Origin of the sequence: Legionella bozemanae, from assembly GCF_900450575.1 — a bacterium.
Lineage (GTDB): Bacteria > Pseudomonadota > Gammaproteobacteria > Legionellales > Legionellaceae > Legionella > Legionella bozemanae.
This window is the reverse complement of the sequence record NZ_UGGY01000001.1, coordinates 995,309-1,014,682: the sequence shown is the minus strand read 5'-3', so window position 1 is coordinate 1,014,682 and position 19,374 is coordinate 995,309. Positions and strand designations below refer to the sequence as shown.

Sequence of the window (19,374 nt, the reverse complement as noted above, 5' to 3'; positions counted from 1 at the left end):
GTGCTTTACTCAGACTATATATTTAGATAAGGATAATCACGTTGCACTGTATTTTCGTTTTTTTATATCTCTTATTTTTTCCTGGTGTCTTATTTGCCAATCTTGATTTAATCACCTGGAAAGGAATTTATTATCAAGCAGTTCCGAATAAAAAAGGAGTTACCAAAAAATACTGTAAGGAACATAGCCCTGGCACCTTCATTCATACCATACAGGATGGAATTGATAAGCCTATAATCACTAATAAGGGGATTCATCTAAAACAAATATCCTTTAAAAGTGACAAAGTAGACGGTATTTATCTCATTCACGGCAGTTTAATCGCCTTTGCAAAGACAGCAAAAAATTCCTGGCATGAGCGAATCGATTATTTTTTATATAAATACAGTGAAGCAGGAATTACAAAAGGCGTTTGGTATAGCAAACAATGCAAAGGATTCTATAAGGGGATTGTTCTAAATAATAAAAATAAATAGCATGTATTTTTGCGCATTGTCCTAAATGCATAGTGTCCTATTGCTTAAGCCCGGACCTTAATAAATTGTTTGTTTCACGCTTGAACCAACTAAGCCCATTAGATGCTGTTCCTCTGCAATCTCTACTATCGCATCAAATCGCTCATCAATGATCGCTTTTAGGTTATCATAAGAAGAGAGCGTTTTATCATTGTATTGCAACAATTTTTCAATAACTTTAGGGTTCGTTACCTCGTTTATAACTTTTTCAATTACTTGTAAAACGCCTGAGTCACTAATCAATCCTCGCAATCGTTTCAATAACAATTGATTGGTGGGTGCTAGAGCCTCGTCTTCAACTTCAGCTTTTTCATGTAAATCGTTCCATTTGGTATTACCCCCTGCAGTCGGAGCTATTTGCACACTCAAACGAGAAAAAGTAGAAATTACGTCTCCTCGCCCTGTCTGCACACTCATTTTGCGTCGCATGAACTGCTGATTTTCCTCAAAGAGTTGGTCTATGAGGTGTTGGAATTTATCATGTTCCTCTGATGAAACTTCAATAAGCTCAGCTTGATTCAGCGCGGGAAGTATTCCAAAAAGCTTCTGTACTTGCAGTGCTTGTTTCTCAGTTTTAGCGATAACTCGCAAAGATAAGCTATTCTCTGCATGCCATAAAAAACCAATATCTATTTTAGGATCCGATGGCATATTATACTGGTTCAGCAAAAAAGACATGTTAGGAAAGGTGATAAATTTATAGGTTGGTTTAATTAATAACATCTCTTTTTTCTGATTGTATTTAAGCTCAGCGATTTCCATTAATTTTAAAAGTTGTTTGGGCATAATAGTACAACTTAAGCCCCCATCGTTTTGAACGCACTCAAGCGCAAACTCATCTTCCAATTGACGAGCAATTTTTTTATTCAGTGTAGTTAAGGTATAAGTCCCATTCTCTTCCCTTTTTAATTGAAATGGAATTCTGCCGCTTTGTGGATCAAAACGCATTGTACGCAAAAAAACTTCTCCATCATGCGACATGACTGAGGTAGGTGAAAAATACTTTTCTAATTTATCGATTAAATCGATTTCCTGTGCAGTTAATAACATTCGTTTTGGGAATTTAGCCAATATCTGTTGATTGCTGTTATAGGCTGTTGCTGCCATATCATTAATAAACCCTAGATACCCTTCCAGCTCCTCATAAGGCATGTCGTTTTTTATACCCATCTCGATTAAATTAATTCTTATTTTGGCAAAATACAGATCAAAATTTGATAATTTCCCTGCCCATATTTTCATGATATCGGTATCAATTAAAGCCTGTAATTGACTTCCCTCACTGCAATTTCTCCTCAGCTCGCCTAAAGAATTTAATAACTCCTCCCGGGAAGGTGTATTTTTTTGAATACGCTCTAATTCCTGTCTTAGCCCTGGATAACTTTCAATCACTTCTTCATTAGGGTTTTCACCGGTGATCATCTTTCTGAGTAAATGGAACCCTTCCATGCGCTCAGATAAGGTAGTATCGTAAAAAACACTGTAATTTCGATACATAAAATGGCGGGCAAAACCAATTGTGGAAGAACTTCTAAATAATGCAGGCGCTTTAGCGAAACTGTCTTCAAATGAAAAATCATCACTTAAGCTTGAGCATACGCCTTCTCCTTCATAAGGCTTTCCATAATCAAAACCGTAAAATGCAGCGTCGGCAAAACCTTTATTTTGCGCATCCTTACCCATGCCATCCCGATCGCCAATCGCAATACCAAAAATTAAATTCTTGGCCAACCCGGGAATGTATTTGGAGCGTTTGATTGCAGCCTGCTTATCTTCTACCAAGACACCATTATAATCAGGCTCAGAACCACCATATAGAAAACTTGTTAACTCTCGCAAACCATTTTTCCAGCCGCATGCTAATAAGGCATGAACTCCTTTTGAACCATTTTTAACCCAGATAAGCTCCTGCTTTTGATTTTGCGCACTAAAAATACCGGCCAAGCGTGTGCCTACAAACTCTCTTATTGCTTCTTTGTTGGCTTTAATTCTGTCTTTTTGACCTTCGGCATAATCGAGTTTATACATCCAAGCTCTTAAGCCATTGTTTTTGGCTACCGCTTCTTTTATTTCATTGCAAAGCCATTGGATACCAGGATATAGGATGCTTTCAGCATGAGGGCCTTTTATATGCGAATTAATAAAAGTTGAAAATACGACGCGCTTTTGTTTTACACTTGCCGCTTCATTTAAGTCTTCTCGTAAGCGAATAAGTTTTAATCGCTCTTTATCAGGCAACTCCTCTGAAGAGGGCAAATGTTCTTTCGCTAACAGGGAGTCCAGTTCCTGAAAAAATAATTTATCTAAATTAACCGCCCTAAATCCTGGTTCTACACCACTAGGCTTTTTTGCATAACAAAATTGTTTTGCGCCAAACATACTACCTAAACGAGTTAATTCCTTGTTTTTGCGTACAGTGAATTGGCCTATTTCCACTAGTTCTGTTTCAAGGATATCTACTGAAGAGGATACTCTAGGTTTTAACTCCTTTTGTAGCCTAAGCAGTGGTTCGCTCTTTGAAACAGAACCCAATTCAGTTGTTCTCATTTTGACAGGTGGTAATAAATTTTCTTCCTCTATCTCTTGAGATTGAACTTTTATCTGATCATTTAAAATACGCATCATTAAACCATCTGATTTTATACGATATAGAGGCGCTTTACCTAATTCGACACCAAAATTTTTTGAACAGAAATTTTTAATAAAATTACCTGCTTCACTGTATGCCCCCCCAAATGAATTTAAAATGACAGCATATTCACTCGCCAAAACATCCAAAAGTGCAATAATTTTTGCATCAGAAGATAAAAAATCATTTTTCTTTATTTTAATTATTTCTTGATTCAAGCGCTGCAGACGCGAGGCATCAATTCGGATCCCCGAAATTCTTTCGATAATTTCTCTATATTCCTTAGCAAAATGATCCGTTGTAACAAATACAGCTTCCTGTTTTTTTGTAATGTCACTTTTAGATATCATGTCATCTTCCTCTTTAAAGATTAATGATAGAGACGCCGCTAAAAATAGCGGTAATTCAACACTTCTTCGATCAACTTATTTCTTCTTTTCTAATTCCACTTTATTCCATTAAAATTAAGAGACTATTAAGCAACTTGTAAAAATGATGCAAGGACATGTTGCATTCAATAAAAAAAGTAACTAATTTTCAGGATGCGTTCATGTCACTAAGTATCGAGTCAAAATTAATTAAGGACATTTAGGGTCTGGATGGTTTAAGTAATAAAATAGTACTTACTAAAAGGCACGCTTTATGACACATAAAGAAAAAGGTAAAAAACCGCTGCCCTTTACCTTATTTCCTGTAAAACAACGAAATGGATCTGTTGTGTACTATGCCTCTGATTTTTCTGAAGAGTTAGGCGGTGCTGTTTATAAAGGACATCAGTGTACTTTAGTCAATGCAAACCCCCTAGATTTAAAACCGCGCCACATAAAAAAAGAAGAGTTGAGAATTGACTACCATAGCCCTGTGGCAATAAAACTCTATGATGGCAAGCACCATCCCTCTCCTTTTCAATTTTATACTTCAGAAATAGCCGTCTTAAATATTAAAGGTAGAGATGCTCTCATTATGGATTACATAGATGGGTTCCATATCTATCCGGATGCTTGTGATAATCCTGGATTAAATCAATTAACCTTTTTACAAGTAGTAGATATCTCTTGGCAATTGATTCTTGGACTCAACACCCTTCATTATAGGAATACCAGCGGTCCTTCAATCGTACATGGCGATATTAAAGGGGAAAATATCAAAATACAAATCAAAGAAATTGAGACCACTGATGGGAAAAAATATAAAGTTGACGTGTCATTCCTGGATCTCGATTATGCCAAACCCATCATTGATACACCACAAATTCCTCAAGGAACTCCAGAACATATTGCCATCGAAATATTAAACGGTTATTACTCGGAATCTAGTGATTTTTTTGCATTGAGCCCACTTTTACTAAGTCTATTTGGTGCAGATAACCCCTTAAAAAAGATTATTGAATTCGGAAATGACAATGTACACATGAAGCGAGAGGAACTCATAAGAAAATTTCGCGATATTGGTTTTTGTACTGACGGGCTTTTTGAGCATTTTAAGAAAAAACCTGACCTCTTTATTTGTGAATTAGTAAAAAATTTCATCTTGAAAATGGGAAAAAAAAACAGGGTGGATCGACCTTCGCCAAATGCCATACTTGAGTTTTTTACTGCATTAAGGCAATTAAGCCTACTCGATGACGCCAATCGCTATAATACAGAAAAGGAGAGTTACTTTTTGCGTCTTTATATAGCAGCTCAAGAAGAATATTGGTTAACCGAGAAAAAATATCAAATGTTATTTTTCCATTTAGATGAGCATTTGCAAAAAAGATTAATTAGCCTAATGAGTATGAAGCAATGTGTCCTGTTCTACAAAATTGCCCAAGAAAACAATGCGCCCTTCTCACTTATCAATCAATTAAGAAGAAATGCTGCAAACCATCTGGTAGAACAAATTCGTTTTTTAAAAAAAACATCACGGACAAGTTTTTTTTTCTCTTCTTCACCAACTAAAAAAGACATCCAATGGTTACTTTACTGTTATAAACATAATGATTTTGCAGATTTTTATTCTACTTCACATGAAAAAATAAGAAAAAAACTCGAGCAATGCAGCAAAAAAGATTTAGCGCCTTTAATTTTAATTATTACAGAAGGAATAACCCAAAAGATAGATTCACCTTTCTCCACAAATTCCTCAAACTCAATTAGTTGAATTCATAAACAATAAATCACACGCTCCTCTAATTCAAAAGACGTCTTAAAAGCCTGCGAACATTGGATAAGTTTTTTAACTATCCATTGGCACTCTTCATTACTTGCATAATGCAATTTGAAATTTTTTCTTATCATTGGCACCAACTCCAAATGCGACAACTGTAAATTGGGGGCAAAAGAAAAAAAATACATCAATGACAAATCACTTTTAAATTGTTCCCAGCCACTGATACCCTCATAATCATTAATCAAATCTCCGCAACCATATAGAATTAACCCCTGGTTGTGCCATTCAATACCTATTGGGTGATGCGAAGAATGACCATGAATCACGTTAACACCTAATTCATCAATGAGTGTGTAAGCAAATCGCTGATGTTGAGCTGGAATGTCATAACCCCAATTTTCCCCCCAATGAATGCTAACAATGCATAAATCTCCAGTTTTTCTGTAATACTCAATCACTTCCTTTATTTGCTTTATGGAGTCTTTACCTAAATCAGTCAGCAACCATACCCCAGGTTGTTCCGAAGTGGCAGCCCACTCTTTTAAAATACCACTGGAAAAAAGCCCCATCGAGAATACGAGAATCCTTCCTTTAAAACCTGGAACAAGATGGATTGCAGGCGCAGTCGCTTCCTGAATATTTTTTCCTGCGCCCGCATAAGCTATTCGAGCTTTATCCAAAGTCAACAGTGTCTCTAAAAATCCCTCTCGGCCCCAATCCAATATGTGATTATTAGCCACAGCACATACATCAACGTGTGCTGAAGTAATTGCATCTATATTCTCAGGATGCATGCGGTAATTAATCCCCTTGAATGGCCATGGCGTATTGCTACGGGTAATGCTTGTTTCCAGATTAATTAAACGAAAATCAGGATTTCTTAATTTTAATTCTACTAAACCATCTCCCCATATATATGTTCCTTTTTTGCCAAGCGGAATCTTGCCATTGACTCTTTCAGCAAGCCAGACATAATCACGTGCATCTTTAACATAAGACTCATAAATTTGCGGCTCACCAGGATGAGTTAAAATTTGATCTATCCCTCTCCCAGTCATAACATCACCACATAAAAAAATATGGAATTGAGGAAATACTGATGACATGATCCTTTATCCTTGAATCTAAGGGTAAGATTAGTTCATTTTTCTACTAATAATAGTCGTAAATTAAAGAACATGCGGTAATAAATGATGGCCGTTTCGCGCTGATTAGTACTGATTTTCTGTATGCACTTTCTCTATTAATCATGAAACAATTTTTTGGTTTGAGGTTCATCCTGCACAGTGGAGGCCGATGTGGTAGGTTCAGCTTTTCTTTTTTTGCCATCGTCTAAAGTACTTAGAACTCCCAAACCACTGCTAGATAAAGTTGGTGTGGCTGTTTTTTTTCTCCAGTCGAAGACATCACTTTTTAGATCCTTTTGTAAATCTTGAGAAATCTCAAATTTGACAAAATGAGGAGAAACTTTCTTACAATGATTTTCAAAGGTTTCACGACAAAATTGATCGGTTAAATCCATTATAAGATACTCTGAAGGCTCATCTTGTAACTGCTCAAGCCGTTCCTTCTCCATCTTTTTGAACCAATTTTTTAATGCCTCTTGATCTTCATAAAACTCTGGTGGATAAAAACCAAACTTATTATAAACGGTAAGCGATTCTGCTGAGGGGCTGACTGTCATATTGTGCTGTCCGCTATTTACGAAAAAATCCAGAGCATAGACCATCATTAAATTACCAAGTCCTTTACGACGATATGTCTCACTTACAAATAAACTAAACAATTGAGATATTTTTTCTGTATCTTTGTTTAGCCTTAATTCAATAAAGCCGATGACTTTTCCATTGTCCCGCAAAACAAGCATTAAATCACATCTATTGCTATCGTTATGTAACAATTTTCCATTATTGTTAAATAACTGAACCGTTTCATCACCTAATTTTTCAACATCATTTTCAAAATAAATTTCCGCCATCGCATCTTCGTGCCTGACATAACTTAAAAAATCAGATAAATCATTTTTACCAGGGTAATCAAGAATATAATTCTCTTTAGGAGTTGGGTTAATTGTATTATCTACATTTTGAAACATGATTCATGCCAATTACCGAGCAATAGTTTAATTATAATCTCGATAGATCTTTAATTCAACAATTTGGGTGTTTTTTGAAATAAAACAGCTTCACTTTTAGCACTTAATTCACTCGCTAAATAGGAACTATTTCCCTGCTCTTTTCAATATGGTTTGAAATCCCCCTCCAGTCAGGCTCATAGCATAAAAATATGGAATTAGGCAATACTTCATCACATGCTCATCCATCCTTTGGTATATACTGTATAAAACCAGTTCGTTTTTTCTACTAATAAAAGGATAGCCTTAAATTGGGAGAAGTGGTGGAAAATAAACAATGGCAGTTTTCGCTCTGGTATGTTTTGATGATTTTCTGGATTATCATCCTGTTTCAGAGCTTTTTTTTCGCAACCCATCCTGTAAATATTGCTTACAGTGATTTTATAAAACTTTTGAAAGCCGATAAGTTAAATAACGTCTTACTTGATGAAAGCTACATTACCGCAGACGTAAAAACTGAAGGTTTATCAGGATTACTTCCCGAAGACAAATTTAATGAAATAAAAGAATATGGCGGCAAAAACCCCCAAGTCACTACAGTTCGCGTTAATGATCCATCCCTTATATCGGCTTTGGAAGCAGCAAAAGTAAAATTTACAGGACAAGCTGAAAACAAATGGTTAACCCTGATATTATCCTGGATTATTCCTGCATTGCTCTTTTTCGCTCTGTGGAGTTTTTTACTAAGACGTATGGGTTCAGCAACTGGCGGCGTTTTGGATGTTGGAAAAAGTAAAGCGAAAATCTACATGGAAAAAGAAACACATGTATCATTTCAAGATGTTGCAGGAGTAGATGAAGCGAAAGCCGAGCTTATGGAAGTAGTTGAATTCCTTAAAAACCCGCAACATTATACTCGTATTGGCGCTCATATACCTAAAGGCGTACTTTTAGTGGGTCCGCCTGGAACCGGAAAAACATTACTTGCACGAGCTGTAGCAGGAGAAGCAGGAGTACCATTTTTTTCAATTAATGGTTCAGAATTCGTAGAAATGTTTGTTGGCGTTGGTGCTGCACGAGTACGTGATTTGTTCACTAATGCCCGAGAAACCGCGCCAACAATTATTTTTATTGATGAACTTGATGCCTTAGGCAGAGCACGCGGCGCTTATCCTATCGGCGGAGGACATGATGAAAAAGAGCAAACTTTAAACCAGTTACTCTCGGAAATGGATGGCTTCGACCCCAGTGAAGGATTAATTCTGCTTGCCGCTACCAATCGACCGGAAATTCTTGACCCCGCATTATTGCGGGCGGGGCGTTTTGACCGCCACATACTTGTCGATCGGCCGGATAAAAAAGGTCGAGTAGAAATTCTCAATGTTCATCTGAAAAAAATTCGGCAGGGCCCTGATGTTGATCCTGAAAAGATTGCGGCCTTAACTCCAGGTTTTTCGGGTGCCGATTTAGCAAATCTGGTCAATGAAGCAGCCTTGCTTGCCACACGTCATAATGCCGACTCTGTAAGTATGGATGACTTTACCAATGCTATTGAACGAATGGTGGCAGGGCTGGAAAAAAAGAATCGCTTACTCAATCCCGAAGAGCGTAAAGCAGTAGCTTATCATGAAATGGGACACACCCTGGTAGCGCTCTCCTTGCCTAACGTAGATCAGGTGCACAAAGTCTCAATTATTCCACGAGGAATAGGCAGCTTAGGATATACCATTCAACGTCCTACTGAGGACCGTTATCTTATGACAGAAGAAGAGTTAAAAAATAAAATGATGGTTTTACTCGGAGGTAGAGCAGCTGAATTTGTTGTTTTTGGTCGATTTTCAACGGGAGCAGCAGACGATCTTGCCAAAGCGACTGACATTGCACGGAATATGGTCATGCGTTACGGTATGGATAAAGAGCTTGGGCCTGTAACGTACCAGAAAGAACACTCACCTTTCCTGGAGTCTCCTATAACGCACAACGAACGTGAATTTAGCGAAGAAACAGCATGTGAGATTGATACGGCAGTTCGCAAAATAATTCAAACTGCCTTTGATGATGCCGTAGATATTATTAAAAAACGCATTAAAATTTTAGAAAAAGGGGCGCAATTATTATTAAAGCAAGAAACATTAAATGAAGAAGATTTAATTGCATTAATATCAAATAAAAAGGCTGTCCATAAGTAACCCGGGTGCAGCAACTGTCTCTTGATCACATCCCTGCCTACACCCTGCTCCTACGACTTGTCCCTGAGCGACCCACGCGAAATTTGAATGTAATCTTGGGTTTTTAAATGAAACATACTCATCTTTCTACGTACCGCGCATAAAGCCTGAGAGATAGACAAAAAAATTTGGTTTAAGGCATTGAAATATAGGAATAATGGTATTGAAAGTGCATGACGGATTATGATCCAATAGAGTTCCACAACAATAAGAGATCGACGTCATGCACCTGATGCAATTATTACACAAAACATTAGCAAAAGAATTACCTTTTATTCATAAATCACGCTTACACAATTTAATCATGGCTTCATCGACGTTAATTAAGGTAAATAAATTAACGCTGACATCGCTTGGCCGTCATTTGCCTCATACTAAAGTTAAGACTCGCAGCAATATAAAAAGGATAGACCGCTTATTAGGGAATACGCGATTACAAAAAGAAGCGATTGAATTTTATAGGACAATGAGTCATTATCTACTAGCAGCACAAAGACGCCCCTGGATTCATGTTGATTGGAGCTGTATATGTTCGCAGACTAAACTCTATTTATTGAGAGCCTCCTTGTCGATGCAAGGACGCTCGATTGTGATTTACGAAGAATGTCATCCACAGAAAAAACAAAATAACCATCAAACTCATAAAGAATTTTTAAATAATCTAAAAGCTATTTTACCGAGCTCTGTACAACCTATTATTGTTACCGATGCGGGATTTAGAGCGCCTTGGTTTTCCTATGTTCGAGCGCTTGATTGGGATTTTTTAGGCCGATTACGCCATAAGAATGCGATATATTTAGAGGCTACAGCAACTTGGCAATTAAGTCATATCTATTATGAACAAGCCACAGCCAAACCTAACTACTTGGGGCAGGGCCTTCTTACAGAGAAAGAACAAATCCCTGCTCACTTTATACTCTATAAAGGCCTCTCTAAAGGTCGTCATAGAGTGAATCAATACAAGAAAGGTAGGCGTGATGCAATGAGTAAACGATATACTAGAGCTCATCGTGAGCCTTGGTTATTGGTCACTTCATTGACCTCAACAAACACCGCTGAATACGCTGTGAATATTTATCGGCAACGCATGCAAATAGAAGAAAATTTTCGTGATACAAAATGTACTCGTTATGGGTTTGGATTGAAAGAAAGTCTTTCTCGTTCTCCTCAAAGAATGAGCATATTACTGCTTATTGCTGCTATCTCTACTTTTGCTTGTTGGCTTGCTGGCATTTTTACCAAGCGTAAAGGATATGCATCTTCCTTTCAGGCTCACTCTTCAAAATTCACCAACATTTTATCCCTGGTCTATTTAGGGCGCGAAGCTCTCAAAAAAGGAATCTCTCTCAAAGTAAAACAGTTTCAAAATTTATTACCTCTACTCTCTGAGCTAAATGCCACAACACAGACCCCCACTACAGTCTTTCTTTGAATTTTGTGGGGATCGTACAGGCATAAAGCGCAGTACGTCGGGGGTTACATTTCGCGTGGATCGCTCAAGACTTGTTCGCGGGCTTGTCAACAGGATCCAGTGTTCTAGGCAGATATTTGGATCCCGCGGACAAAGCCACGGGACGTAGGAATAAAGCGGTACTGGTTTTTCAGCGATGTTCGCTGCGCCCCAGGCTACCGTTTTACCTTATTCATGGGTCATGAGCTGCTCTTCACTTAAAGGCTGTAAAGCACTTGTTTTATCAAAATGAATCAACCCATCGAATTGATAAGGCAAATGTGTAAAAAAATAATGACTAAAACGTTCAGTCGCGGAAAGATAAACCACTCCTATAGCCCGTTGTAAGCGGGGAACATTTAAATAATGTTCCAACTTTTCGTTAGCTGATAAATTCAAGAAAAAATTCTTGTGCCTTAAATGATGAAATAATTCCTCATAGCTCCCTGGTATACCCGGTTGTACTTGCTTTTTCTCCCCAGGCCTTCCCCAATCGGATGCAGCCATGACAGTTCCTTCATAAGTAGAAAAACCAAGAGAATAAGAATGCTGGCCATATTGCTCACGTACTAATTGGCCCAAATTAAACTCATTACGCTCACCCATCTCCGTGGCACGTGAATCACCCACATGCGAATTATGCGCCCAAATAATAATTTTAGCAGGTTGATTAAATCGGGTTTCCAAATGATCAGCGAGCACATTGAGTGTTTCCATCATATGGCTATCCCGGATATTCCATGTAGAAACCCTCCCCTCTAACATGGAGCGATAATAATTTTCTGCATTTTTTACCAAGCGAGCATTTTGAGTTGCAAAAAAATATGCGTCTTCGACAGCGATTCCATCGCGATGAAGGTACTCAAAAGCACGATGCTGTAGTTCAACTAATTGAGCTACTGCTTCATGAATACAGGCTTTTTTAACCCCAGCACTAATTAGATAACCATACATTTGCGGATCCTGATTCAAATGATCAAAGCAGGCATAGCGCTGAGCGGCACGTTGCGCCGCTTCAGGATCGATTTTATTTAAGAAATCAATTACTGCTTGCATGGAAGAGTTTAAACTGTATAAATCAAGGCCGTAAAATCCAATCTTTTGTGTTGCAGGTAAGTTATCATTGTATTGACGCAACCAACTAAGGAAAGGAGGAAGTGTTGAATTGCGCCACATCCAGACAGGAAATCGCTGAAAACCATCTAGGGCGTGCTCATTGTCAGTTACCTTGCCCTCCCCTTGTAAATAACGATGAACACGATGCGCATCAGGCCAATCCCCTTCAATTGCAATAGCCATAAATCCATGCTCTTTAATAAGACGTTGCGATATTTCGATGCGTGTTTGATAAAATTCGTGGGTTCCATGAGTTGCTTCGCCAATCATCACAAATCGAGAACTCCCCATTTGTTTGAGTACTACATCATAATCTTCATCATGAGATTTAAGTGAAACGATTGCGCCGTTGAGTTCATTTATTAATTTTTGCAAAGCATCCTTATTCATAAAAAGCCTCCTTGCTCACAAAACATTATCCAGTGCAATACTGGTCAAACCATTTTTTGGCTAAGTCTGAGACCTCATGTAATTTTCCAGGCTCCTCAAATAAATGAGTTGCTCCAGGAACTATTTCCAAATGTGTGGTACAACTCATTTGCGATATCGCTTGCTGATTGAGCCCAATCACCACTTCATCATCACCACCCACAATAAGTAACGTAGGCGTCTTGACCTGCGGCAAATAGTTTCCAGCCAAATCCGGCCTGCCACCACGCGATACAATCGCATTGACTAACTTAGGTTCCTGCGCCGCCGCTACAAGCGCGGCGCCGCCGCCAGTACTCGACCCAAACAAACCGATTGGAAAATGGAATTCTGCAAACTCCTTTGTACACCAATGAATTACATCAACAAGTCGAGAAGCTAATAAATGAATATCAAAACGATATTCGCGAGTGACATTATCAATAACATCTTCTTGGGAAGTAAGGAGATCGAAGAGCAATGTAGCATATTTCCCTTCATTCAGGGTGCTTGCCACATATTGATTGCGGCTGCTGAATCGACTGCTCCCACTTCCATGCACGAAAACTACCATTCCTTTAGCTTTTTCAGGTATCAATAAAAAACCGTTGAGATAAACATTTTTACTGGGGATAGATACGGGATGTTCAATGTCTGGTGTATAAGTATTCATGGCATTCCTTTTTCCTGCTCCTATCATTCTTCCAAGTATAGACTTATTCTTGAAGTTATAGCTAAGTCTTAGTGCTATTACATAATTCGCATCACATGAGTTTGGAATTATTGCATAGTAAAAAAAGAGCCTATATGATTAGATCGCCTTTAAATCATATCGATTTGATGTTTGTAAATAGACCTTTTCCAAACTCGCTGAGAGGAGTGAAGTGCAAGGAGACGCGGAGCGAAGAACCGGAGTGTACACGCCAGTACATGAGGATTCGAGCACCTAATCGACGAAGCAACTCACCTCCTCAGTAGAGTTTGGAAAGAGGGCTAATGAATAACTTAGGGATAAGGAAATTACAATGGGCAAAAAGAATAAGCAGACACATGCAATTGAAGAAGGTGACAATTTTGGGATTCCTAAAGGATTAGTTGCTCAAAGAAGGGAGGAGCTACTTGCAGCAAAAGAGCGGTCTCGTTTGAGAGCGGCATCTCTTAATACAATTCCTTTTAATACAACACCTATTAACGCGCTACCTTTTAGTAAGGCATCCCTGACTCATCTTACCAAATCAAGGCCAAGAATTGAGCACAGGAACCCTTCACAACGCAAATCAAACTCATTATCGCATGATTTTTTTAAAAAAAATGAGCAAAAATCCTGCGAGTCAACAGATATAGGCTTGACTAAAGATTGGCTCAACGTGTTAAAGACAACAATAGGAAAGGCACAGACCGCTTATAAAAAATATTATGAACTGGGTATCAATACTCGCCAACCTAATGGCTGGCTTAGTTGGTTGCGTCACGGGCCTGATGGGCAAAAAAAAGCAGATTCGATTAAAACTAAAGCGGAAGCAAGTCAAAGCATTGATATAGTTCTGCAACAACTGGAGCAGTTTTTCGAGGATCCTGATACTCGATATGAAAACCACTCTTTTGCCTCTTATTTATTTGTAGAATTCAATCGCCTATTACAAGGTAATAAATATAAAGCCAAACTACAGGAAGAAACAATCTATGATAAAAATGACTGGTATAAAATTGTGGAACAACTCCGTCCATTAATGACGGAAGAAGAGTATGGGCATAGCTCAAACGAACTAAAATTATGACACTCAGTTTAAAAATAAGAGCAAATTACCCATGGATAATAGAAACTGGGCTTTAAACGCTCCCATTGATACCTTTTTCTTTGATTGTGACGGGACACTCTCCCTTATTGAAGGCATTAATGAGTTAGCAACAATGAATGGGGTTGCCCAACAAGTTCATCAAATTACTGAACGATGTATGGGACACACTGGCATGACCCCTAATGATTATCAGCAACGCTTGGCCTATGTTCAACCTACACGAGAACAAATAGAAGAACTGGCAGAACGCTATAAGCGCTCCATTGCTCCTGGAGCCCAAGAACTCTTTCAGTTATTGCATCATTTGAATAAAAAAATCTATATCATTTCAGCCGGGATTAAAATGGCTGTTGTTCCGTTTGCACAGGATTTAGGAGTTCCCCCAAGTAATGTGCTCGCAGTGGAAGTATATTTTGATGAACAAGGCAACTATCAAGAGTTTGATAGACAAAGCAACATGACTCAAGGCAATGGCAAAACAATAGAAATTGCCTCAATACTTAAACCAGGTGAACGATCCTTACTGGTAGGTGATGGAGTAAGCGACTGGGAAGCTCGAGAAACGGTTACACGCTTTATTGGTTTTGCTGGTTTAAACCCTAAGGAACAGGTAAAAAACAACTCCGAGTTTTATATCACCAATACCAGCTTTTACCCAATAATCCCTTTAGGATTAACTCAGAATGAGTTGAAACAATTGCCTTCACAATATTATGCTTGTTATGAACAAGGACTTACAGAGATTTATAATTCTGTTTTGATCAAGGGAGATGCCCATGTTCACCATTCAAATTCTTGATAATATATCACCTCAGAGTTTGAGTTTGTTTCACCCTGACGTTTATCAATTAGGTCTTAATCCCATTGAACCAGATGTCATTTTGGTGCGCTCCCATAAATTACATAATCATCCATTTTCAAACAACTTAAAAGCAGTAGCACGAGCAGGAACAGGTATTGATAATATTCCCATCGATGTGCTTACCAATATGGGTGTTCCAGTATTTTATGCACCTGGAGCAAATGCCAATGCAGTAAAAGAGTTGGTGATGGCAGCCATGATAATGGGCTATAGACATTTAGATGAAACCCGCTCCTTCATTACTGAATTGTCCAAAGAAGATAGCCAATTATTTAATCGAGAAATTGAAACAAAAAAAAATAAATTTGTTGGTCATGAAATTTCAGGTAAAACTTTAGGTGTGATAGGCTTGGGCAATATAGGCGTTAAAGTGGCTAATGCTGGATTAGCCTTAGGAATGAAAGTATTAGGTTTTGATACCAATATGACGCTGACGAATGCTCTAGCATTGATGCCTGGAGTTGAAAAAGTCATTGATATGAATGTATTGCTTGCCCACGCAGATATTATTACGCTGCATATTCCTTTAAATGCAACAACCAACCACTTAATCAATGAAGAAAATATTGCTCTAGTGAAACCCCATACTCTATTACTTAATTTTTCACGCGAACAAATAGTGAATGAAGCAGCTATTTTGCAACAATTAAATAATCAGCAAATCATGGGTTATATCACAGATTTTCCAACAATTAACTTGGCTGGACATCCTAACGTTTTGAGCTTTCCTCATTTGGGGGCAAGTACCCAGGAAGCAGAACAGACTGCAGCAGAAATGGTAATTCGCAATATTTGTAATTATCTAGAGCATGGAATCATTGAGTATTCTGTTAATTTTCCAAATATCTCTCTTTCTGCCACTCAAGTCCCTAATTGTTATCGTTTACTGGTTATTAACAAAAATATTCCGGGAACCATAGGCAAAATCACCCAGAACATATCAAAATTAAAATACAATATTGAACAAATGGAAAATAAATCACGCGGAATAATTGCCGTAAATCTTATTGATATATGCGGTCCTAAAGAATCATTACCCCAGCTTTGTGAGCAATTAAAACAGATCTCCAATATAATGGCTATGCGGCTGATTTCACCTCATCAAAAACAATAAGATCGTTTTTTTGAAAAATCCTATTTTCTTTACTACACTTTCAAATGTTATTCCCTTATTCGGATATTTTTACACTATTTTAATAAGGATTGCTGTGCATAATATCGAGTTACTCGCCATCCGCCATCAAAAAACAAATGGCATGGCAGTTTGTTTAAAACCAAGAATTCCTTACACTATTACCCCTTCGCTGGTGTATGAAATTCGTAAGCTGCAAAATAAAATAGCAGCGCAGTACTACAAAAAACCATGGGATGGAATTTATTATCTCCTTTGGTATTTGCATTCTGATACCGCACCATGGAAAGGCTTGGATTTTCATTTTATTCATGAAGCATTGCTAAATCGTCGTGAGCATGCAATAGAACACTATATTGAAAATTTATTTGAATTGCTTTTTATTAATTATGTGGGCTTTGGCCTTCCAATAATTAACTGCTCTATTGTAAACAGAAAACTAAGGGGAATTTCACAAGATTTTTTCTATCTAAATCAAATCAACTTCATCAAACGATACAAAGAGTTAAATTGCTTCAGTCATAATAAATTGCCTTTTAGTAAATTGAATTTTAATACTGAAATAAAAAAAACCTCATTTCCTTTTAAGATTTATACTCGCAATAATTTCTATGCCTTTGATTCCATTAATTTAAATTCAATGAAAAAAATTCTTAGCTCCTATCGGTATTCGCCTATATGCCTGCCTCAACAAAATGAAATAAAGCTTATTTTCAACCAAATAAGCCGGGAAACGATTGCAAAAATTTATCAATTGGCTTCAGAGAACATCAATTTAATTGAGCGTTTTGCCTTAATTCAGTCTGTAAACGGCTCACATCCCGACATCAAAAAGGTTTTGTAGCCTAGAAGCAGCCCGGCGTAAACCCGGTTTTTTAGATATAAATAAAAGCGTCTAAATCCCAGGTTGCGGCTTACATCCTCACCCAGTATCTTGAGGGATCATCAGATTTCCATATTCTTTCTTCCAACGCCCCGCGGCTTGTCCGCGCACTTAAAACACTAGACACCGCGAACAAAGCCGCGGGACGTTGGAAATACACTATATTCATTAAAAATGGCTTAATACATTAAGATTTCTAGTCAAAAAAACTGACACTATCTCAGGCTATCCCAAAAATTCGAACAACACATTCCATAGAATAAAAATAAGAGTAAGGGCTCACATTTCAAATACAATAGGGTATAATATGTAAAAATTTTATACAGAAAAGGGTAAATAGATGTTCGGCTTGAACGACAGAGTAGGAAAGTCTTTTTTTAAAACAGCAAAACCAGACGAGCTCTTCATTACCAGTCGTTTTTTTACCTTGCAAGGAGAAGGACCTTTTCGCGGCCATCCAGCCTATTTTATTCGTTTGGCCAAATGTAATTTAGCGTGTTCCTTTTGCGATACTTACTTTGATGCCGGTGAATGGAAAAGCTTTAACTCGTTACTCGAAGAAGCAGATAGCGTCATTGCTGCATTTTTTCAGGGCCGCAATCTTCCTACGCCTTCCTGGGCAAAAGGGCTGGCAAAAAAAATGGTCCTCGTTATTACAGGGGGAGAACCTTCATTACAACAAAATTTATCGGTATTTTTAGAAGAAGCCAAACCGTATTTCCAATACATCCAAATTGAATCGAATGGTATTTCCCTCCTACCTGACCTTCTGCAAAGCACAACACTGGTAGTGAGCCCCAAATGCCTGGAAAAAGATGGAAAAGCCATTCGCTATTTGAAGCCTAATTCAAAAATGCTTGAGCGAGCTGATTGTTTGAAATTTGTTATGTCTGCGCCCGAGGAGGATCGATATATACCTTATAGCGAAATACCTACATGGGCACATGAATGGGCTGAAAAAACGAATAAACAGGTTTTTGTGAGCCCTATGAATAAATATCGAAAAGAGCCGCAACGTGTTAACGCTATTCGTGATAAGGGGCATGATCTTACTTTAGCAGAACGTTCTGAAATCAATGAAGTTGTCAGTTTTTGGGAGGCGGGGCTTCTGGATATGGAAAAAAATCAACGTAATCATGAGCATGCAGCAGAATATTGCATGAAATATGGATTTATTCTTAACTTACAAATCCATCTGTTTGCAAGCTTGCCATAGCGTTATTTGTCACATTGTAAATGGCTCCCTGCCTGCGCAGGGATGACAGCCTTTTAACGGGCTGCAAAGATTTTCTATTAATCCGAGCTTACCATATCATGACCACAACATGTTGGTGATTTAATTTGTCCACACCCATTAGGACATTTTGCTACCTGAACCTTGGCATTATCGGTTTTAACAACATCACTAACCAGTAGTGCATTGCATTTGCTGCACGTTAAGTTTTTCACTCCCATTCCACATTTATGACATTTGTATTCCATTATCTTTTCTCCTTGTAAAAATAAATCAGTTTCAACCTAGAAGGTACTGAAGATGTTGGTTAAATATAGGCACAAATTATGGACTTGTAAATTGCGGTTTATTAAGGGTTTACCTTAGTGCAGCACACAATGCTTCATTAATATGGTTTTCATCAAATACTTGAATACCATGCTCTGTTAATAATGCAGCAGTAACACCTTCTCCTTGTATCAATGAGCGCGTAAATGTTCCATCATAGATCATATTCGACCCGCAAGAGGGACTTCTGGCTTTTAAAATAGCAACACATATGTGATGTTTCTTTGCGAGTTCCAGTGCTCTTTGCGCACCTTCAAGAAAAAAACCAGTAACATCTTGATTGTTCTTTGTTTTGACTAAAGCATTTTTCTTTAATACATCAACGCCTGATTTTCCATCTTGAATCTCAGCAGGAGATCTAGGCGTAGGCAATCCTCCTGCCATTTCCGGACAAATAGTAATTATTTTTCCCTCTTTATACCATTGCTGTAACAGAGGATGGTTTTGTACACAATCGCCTCCATCATAACGAACTTTTTGGCCAAGAAGACAAGCACTCATGAGTATTTTAGGCATAAAAATCTTTGTATCCACCATAAAAAAACGAGACTATAGTTTATAGCACC

16 protein-coding genes are annotated in these 19,374 nt (G+C 37.9%); 9 read left to right on the top strand and 7 right to left on the bottom strand.

All coding sequences use genetic code 11. From position 1 onward, the window contains the following. Positions 1-41 precede the first annotated feature (41 nt). Positions 42-476, top strand: coding sequence for a hypothetical protein (locus tag DY223_RS04310; protein WP_058460253.1), 435 nt, complete (start codon positions 42-44; stop codon positions 474-476). Between the two features lie 57 nt (positions 477-533). Here DY223_RS04310 and DY223_RS04305 read toward each other — a convergent pair whose 3' ends face one another. After that, positions 534-3,494, bottom strand: a complete 2,961-nt coding sequence (locus DY223_RS04305; RefSeq protein WP_058460252.1) for a hypothetical protein — start codon at positions 3,492-3,494, stop codon at positions 534-536. Between the two features lie 292 nt (positions 3,495-3,786). Here DY223_RS04305 and DY223_RS04300 point away from each other — a divergent pair, with 292 nt between their 5' ends. After that, positions 3,787-5,286 carry a protein kinase domain-containing protein gene (locus DY223_RS04300; protein WP_058460251.1) on the top strand — a complete coding sequence of 500 codons (1,500 nt, stop codon included), beginning with the start codon at positions 3,787-3,789 and terminating at the stop codon, positions 5,284-5,286. A gap of 2 nt (positions 5,287-5,288) precedes the next feature. Here the strand turns inward: DY223_RS04300 and DY223_RS04295 are convergent, their stop codons facing one another. Beyond that, the gene (locus tag DY223_RS04295) at positions 5,289-6,401 is read right to left on the bottom strand and encodes a CapA family protein (protein ID WP_058460250.1); all 1,113 of its coding nucleotides are present in this window, start codon (positions 6,399-6,401) and stop codon (positions 5,289-5,291) included. A 137-nt stretch (positions 6,402-6,538) separates the two neighbouring features. After that, on the bottom strand, positions 6,539-7,390 hold the full coding sequence (locus DY223_RS04290) for a GNAT family N-acetyltransferase (protein ID WP_058460249.1): 852 nt from the start codon (positions 7,388-7,390) through the stop codon (positions 6,539-6,541). Between the two features lie 302 nt (positions 7,391-7,692). On the opposite strand from DY223_RS04290, the gene ftsH reads away from it, so the two are divergent. Continuing rightward, positions 7,693-9,558, top strand: coding sequence for an ATP-dependent zinc metalloprotease FtsH (ftsH, locus tag DY223_RS04285; protein WP_058460557.1), 1,866 nt, complete (start codon positions 7,693-7,695; stop codon positions 9,556-9,558). 271 nt (positions 9,559-9,829) lie between these two features. Then, complete coding sequence (locus tag DY223_RS04280) at positions 9,830-11,029, top strand: IS4 family transposase (protein ID WP_160116260.1); 1,200 nt, start codon at positions 9,830-9,832, stop codon at positions 11,027-11,029. 207 nt (positions 11,030-11,236) lie between these two features. On the opposite strand, the gene DY223_RS04275 is transcribed toward DY223_RS04280, so the two are convergent. Both DY223_RS04275 and DY223_RS04270 read right to left on the bottom strand, forming a co-directional pair. Beyond that, positions 11,237-12,553 carry an erythromycin esterase family protein gene (locus DY223_RS04275; protein ID WP_058460761.1) on the bottom strand — a complete coding sequence of 439 codons (1,317 nt, stop codon included), beginning with the start codon at positions 12,551-12,553 and terminating at the stop codon, positions 11,237-11,239. Between the two features lie 25 nt (positions 12,554-12,578). Beyond that, positions 12,579-13,244, bottom strand: a complete 666-nt coding sequence (locus DY223_RS04270; RefSeq protein WP_058460762.1) for a dienelactone hydrolase family protein — start codon at positions 13,242-13,244, stop codon at positions 12,579-12,581. Positions 13,245-13,596: 352 nt separating this feature from the next. Between DY223_RS04270 and DY223_RS04260 the strand changes: the two genes are divergently transcribed. The 5 genes from DY223_RS04260 (at position 13,597) to DY223_RS04240 (ending at position 18,463) form a co-directional block, all read left to right on the top strand. After that, the gene (locus tag DY223_RS04260) at positions 13,597-14,349 is read left to right on the top strand and encodes a hypothetical protein (RefSeq protein WP_058460763.1); all 753 of its coding nucleotides are present in this window, start codon (positions 13,597-13,599) and stop codon (positions 14,347-14,349) included. Positions 14,350-14,380: 31 nt separating this feature from the next. After that, a complete protein-coding gene (locus DY223_RS04255; RefSeq protein WP_058460764.1) occupies positions 14,381-15,169 on the top strand; it encodes an HAD-IB family phosphatase in 789 nt (262 codons plus the stop codon). Next, positions 15,147-16,346 (top strand): 3-phosphoglycerate dehydrogenase family protein, encoded by a 1,200-nt coding sequence (locus DY223_RS04250; protein ID WP_058460765.1) that lies wholly within the window; start codon positions 15,147-15,149, stop codon positions 16,344-16,346. The genes DY223_RS04255 and DY223_RS04250 overlap by 23 nt, the downstream gene beginning before the upstream one ends. Before the next feature lie 94 nt (positions 16,347-16,440). Next, positions 16,441-17,208, top strand: a complete 768-nt coding sequence (locus tag DY223_RS04245; protein ID WP_058460766.1) for a hypothetical protein — start codon at positions 16,441-16,443, stop codon at positions 17,206-17,208. A gap of 379 nt (positions 17,209-17,587) precedes the next feature. Next, positions 17,588-18,463, top strand: a complete 876-nt coding sequence (locus tag DY223_RS04240; protein WP_058460767.1) for a 7-carboxy-7-deazaguanine synthase QueE — start codon at positions 17,588-17,590, stop codon at positions 18,461-18,463. Between the two features lie 77 nt (positions 18,464-18,540). Here the strand turns inward: DY223_RS04240 and DY223_RS04235 are convergent, their stop codons facing one another. Together DY223_RS04235 and DY223_RS04230 are read right to left on the bottom strand one after the other, a co-directional pair. Further along, positions 18,541-18,729 carry a hypothetical protein gene (locus tag DY223_RS04235; RefSeq protein ID WP_058460768.1) on the bottom strand — a complete coding sequence of 63 codons (189 nt, stop codon included), beginning with the start codon at positions 18,727-18,729 and terminating at the stop codon, positions 18,541-18,543. 109 nt (positions 18,730-18,838) lie between these two features. After that, on the bottom strand, positions 18,839-19,324 hold the full coding sequence (locus tag DY223_RS04230; protein ID WP_058460769.1) for a 2-thiouracil desulfurase family protein: 486 nt from the start codon (positions 19,322-19,324) through the stop codon (positions 18,839-18,841). Positions 19,325-19,374 lie beyond the last annotated feature (50 nt).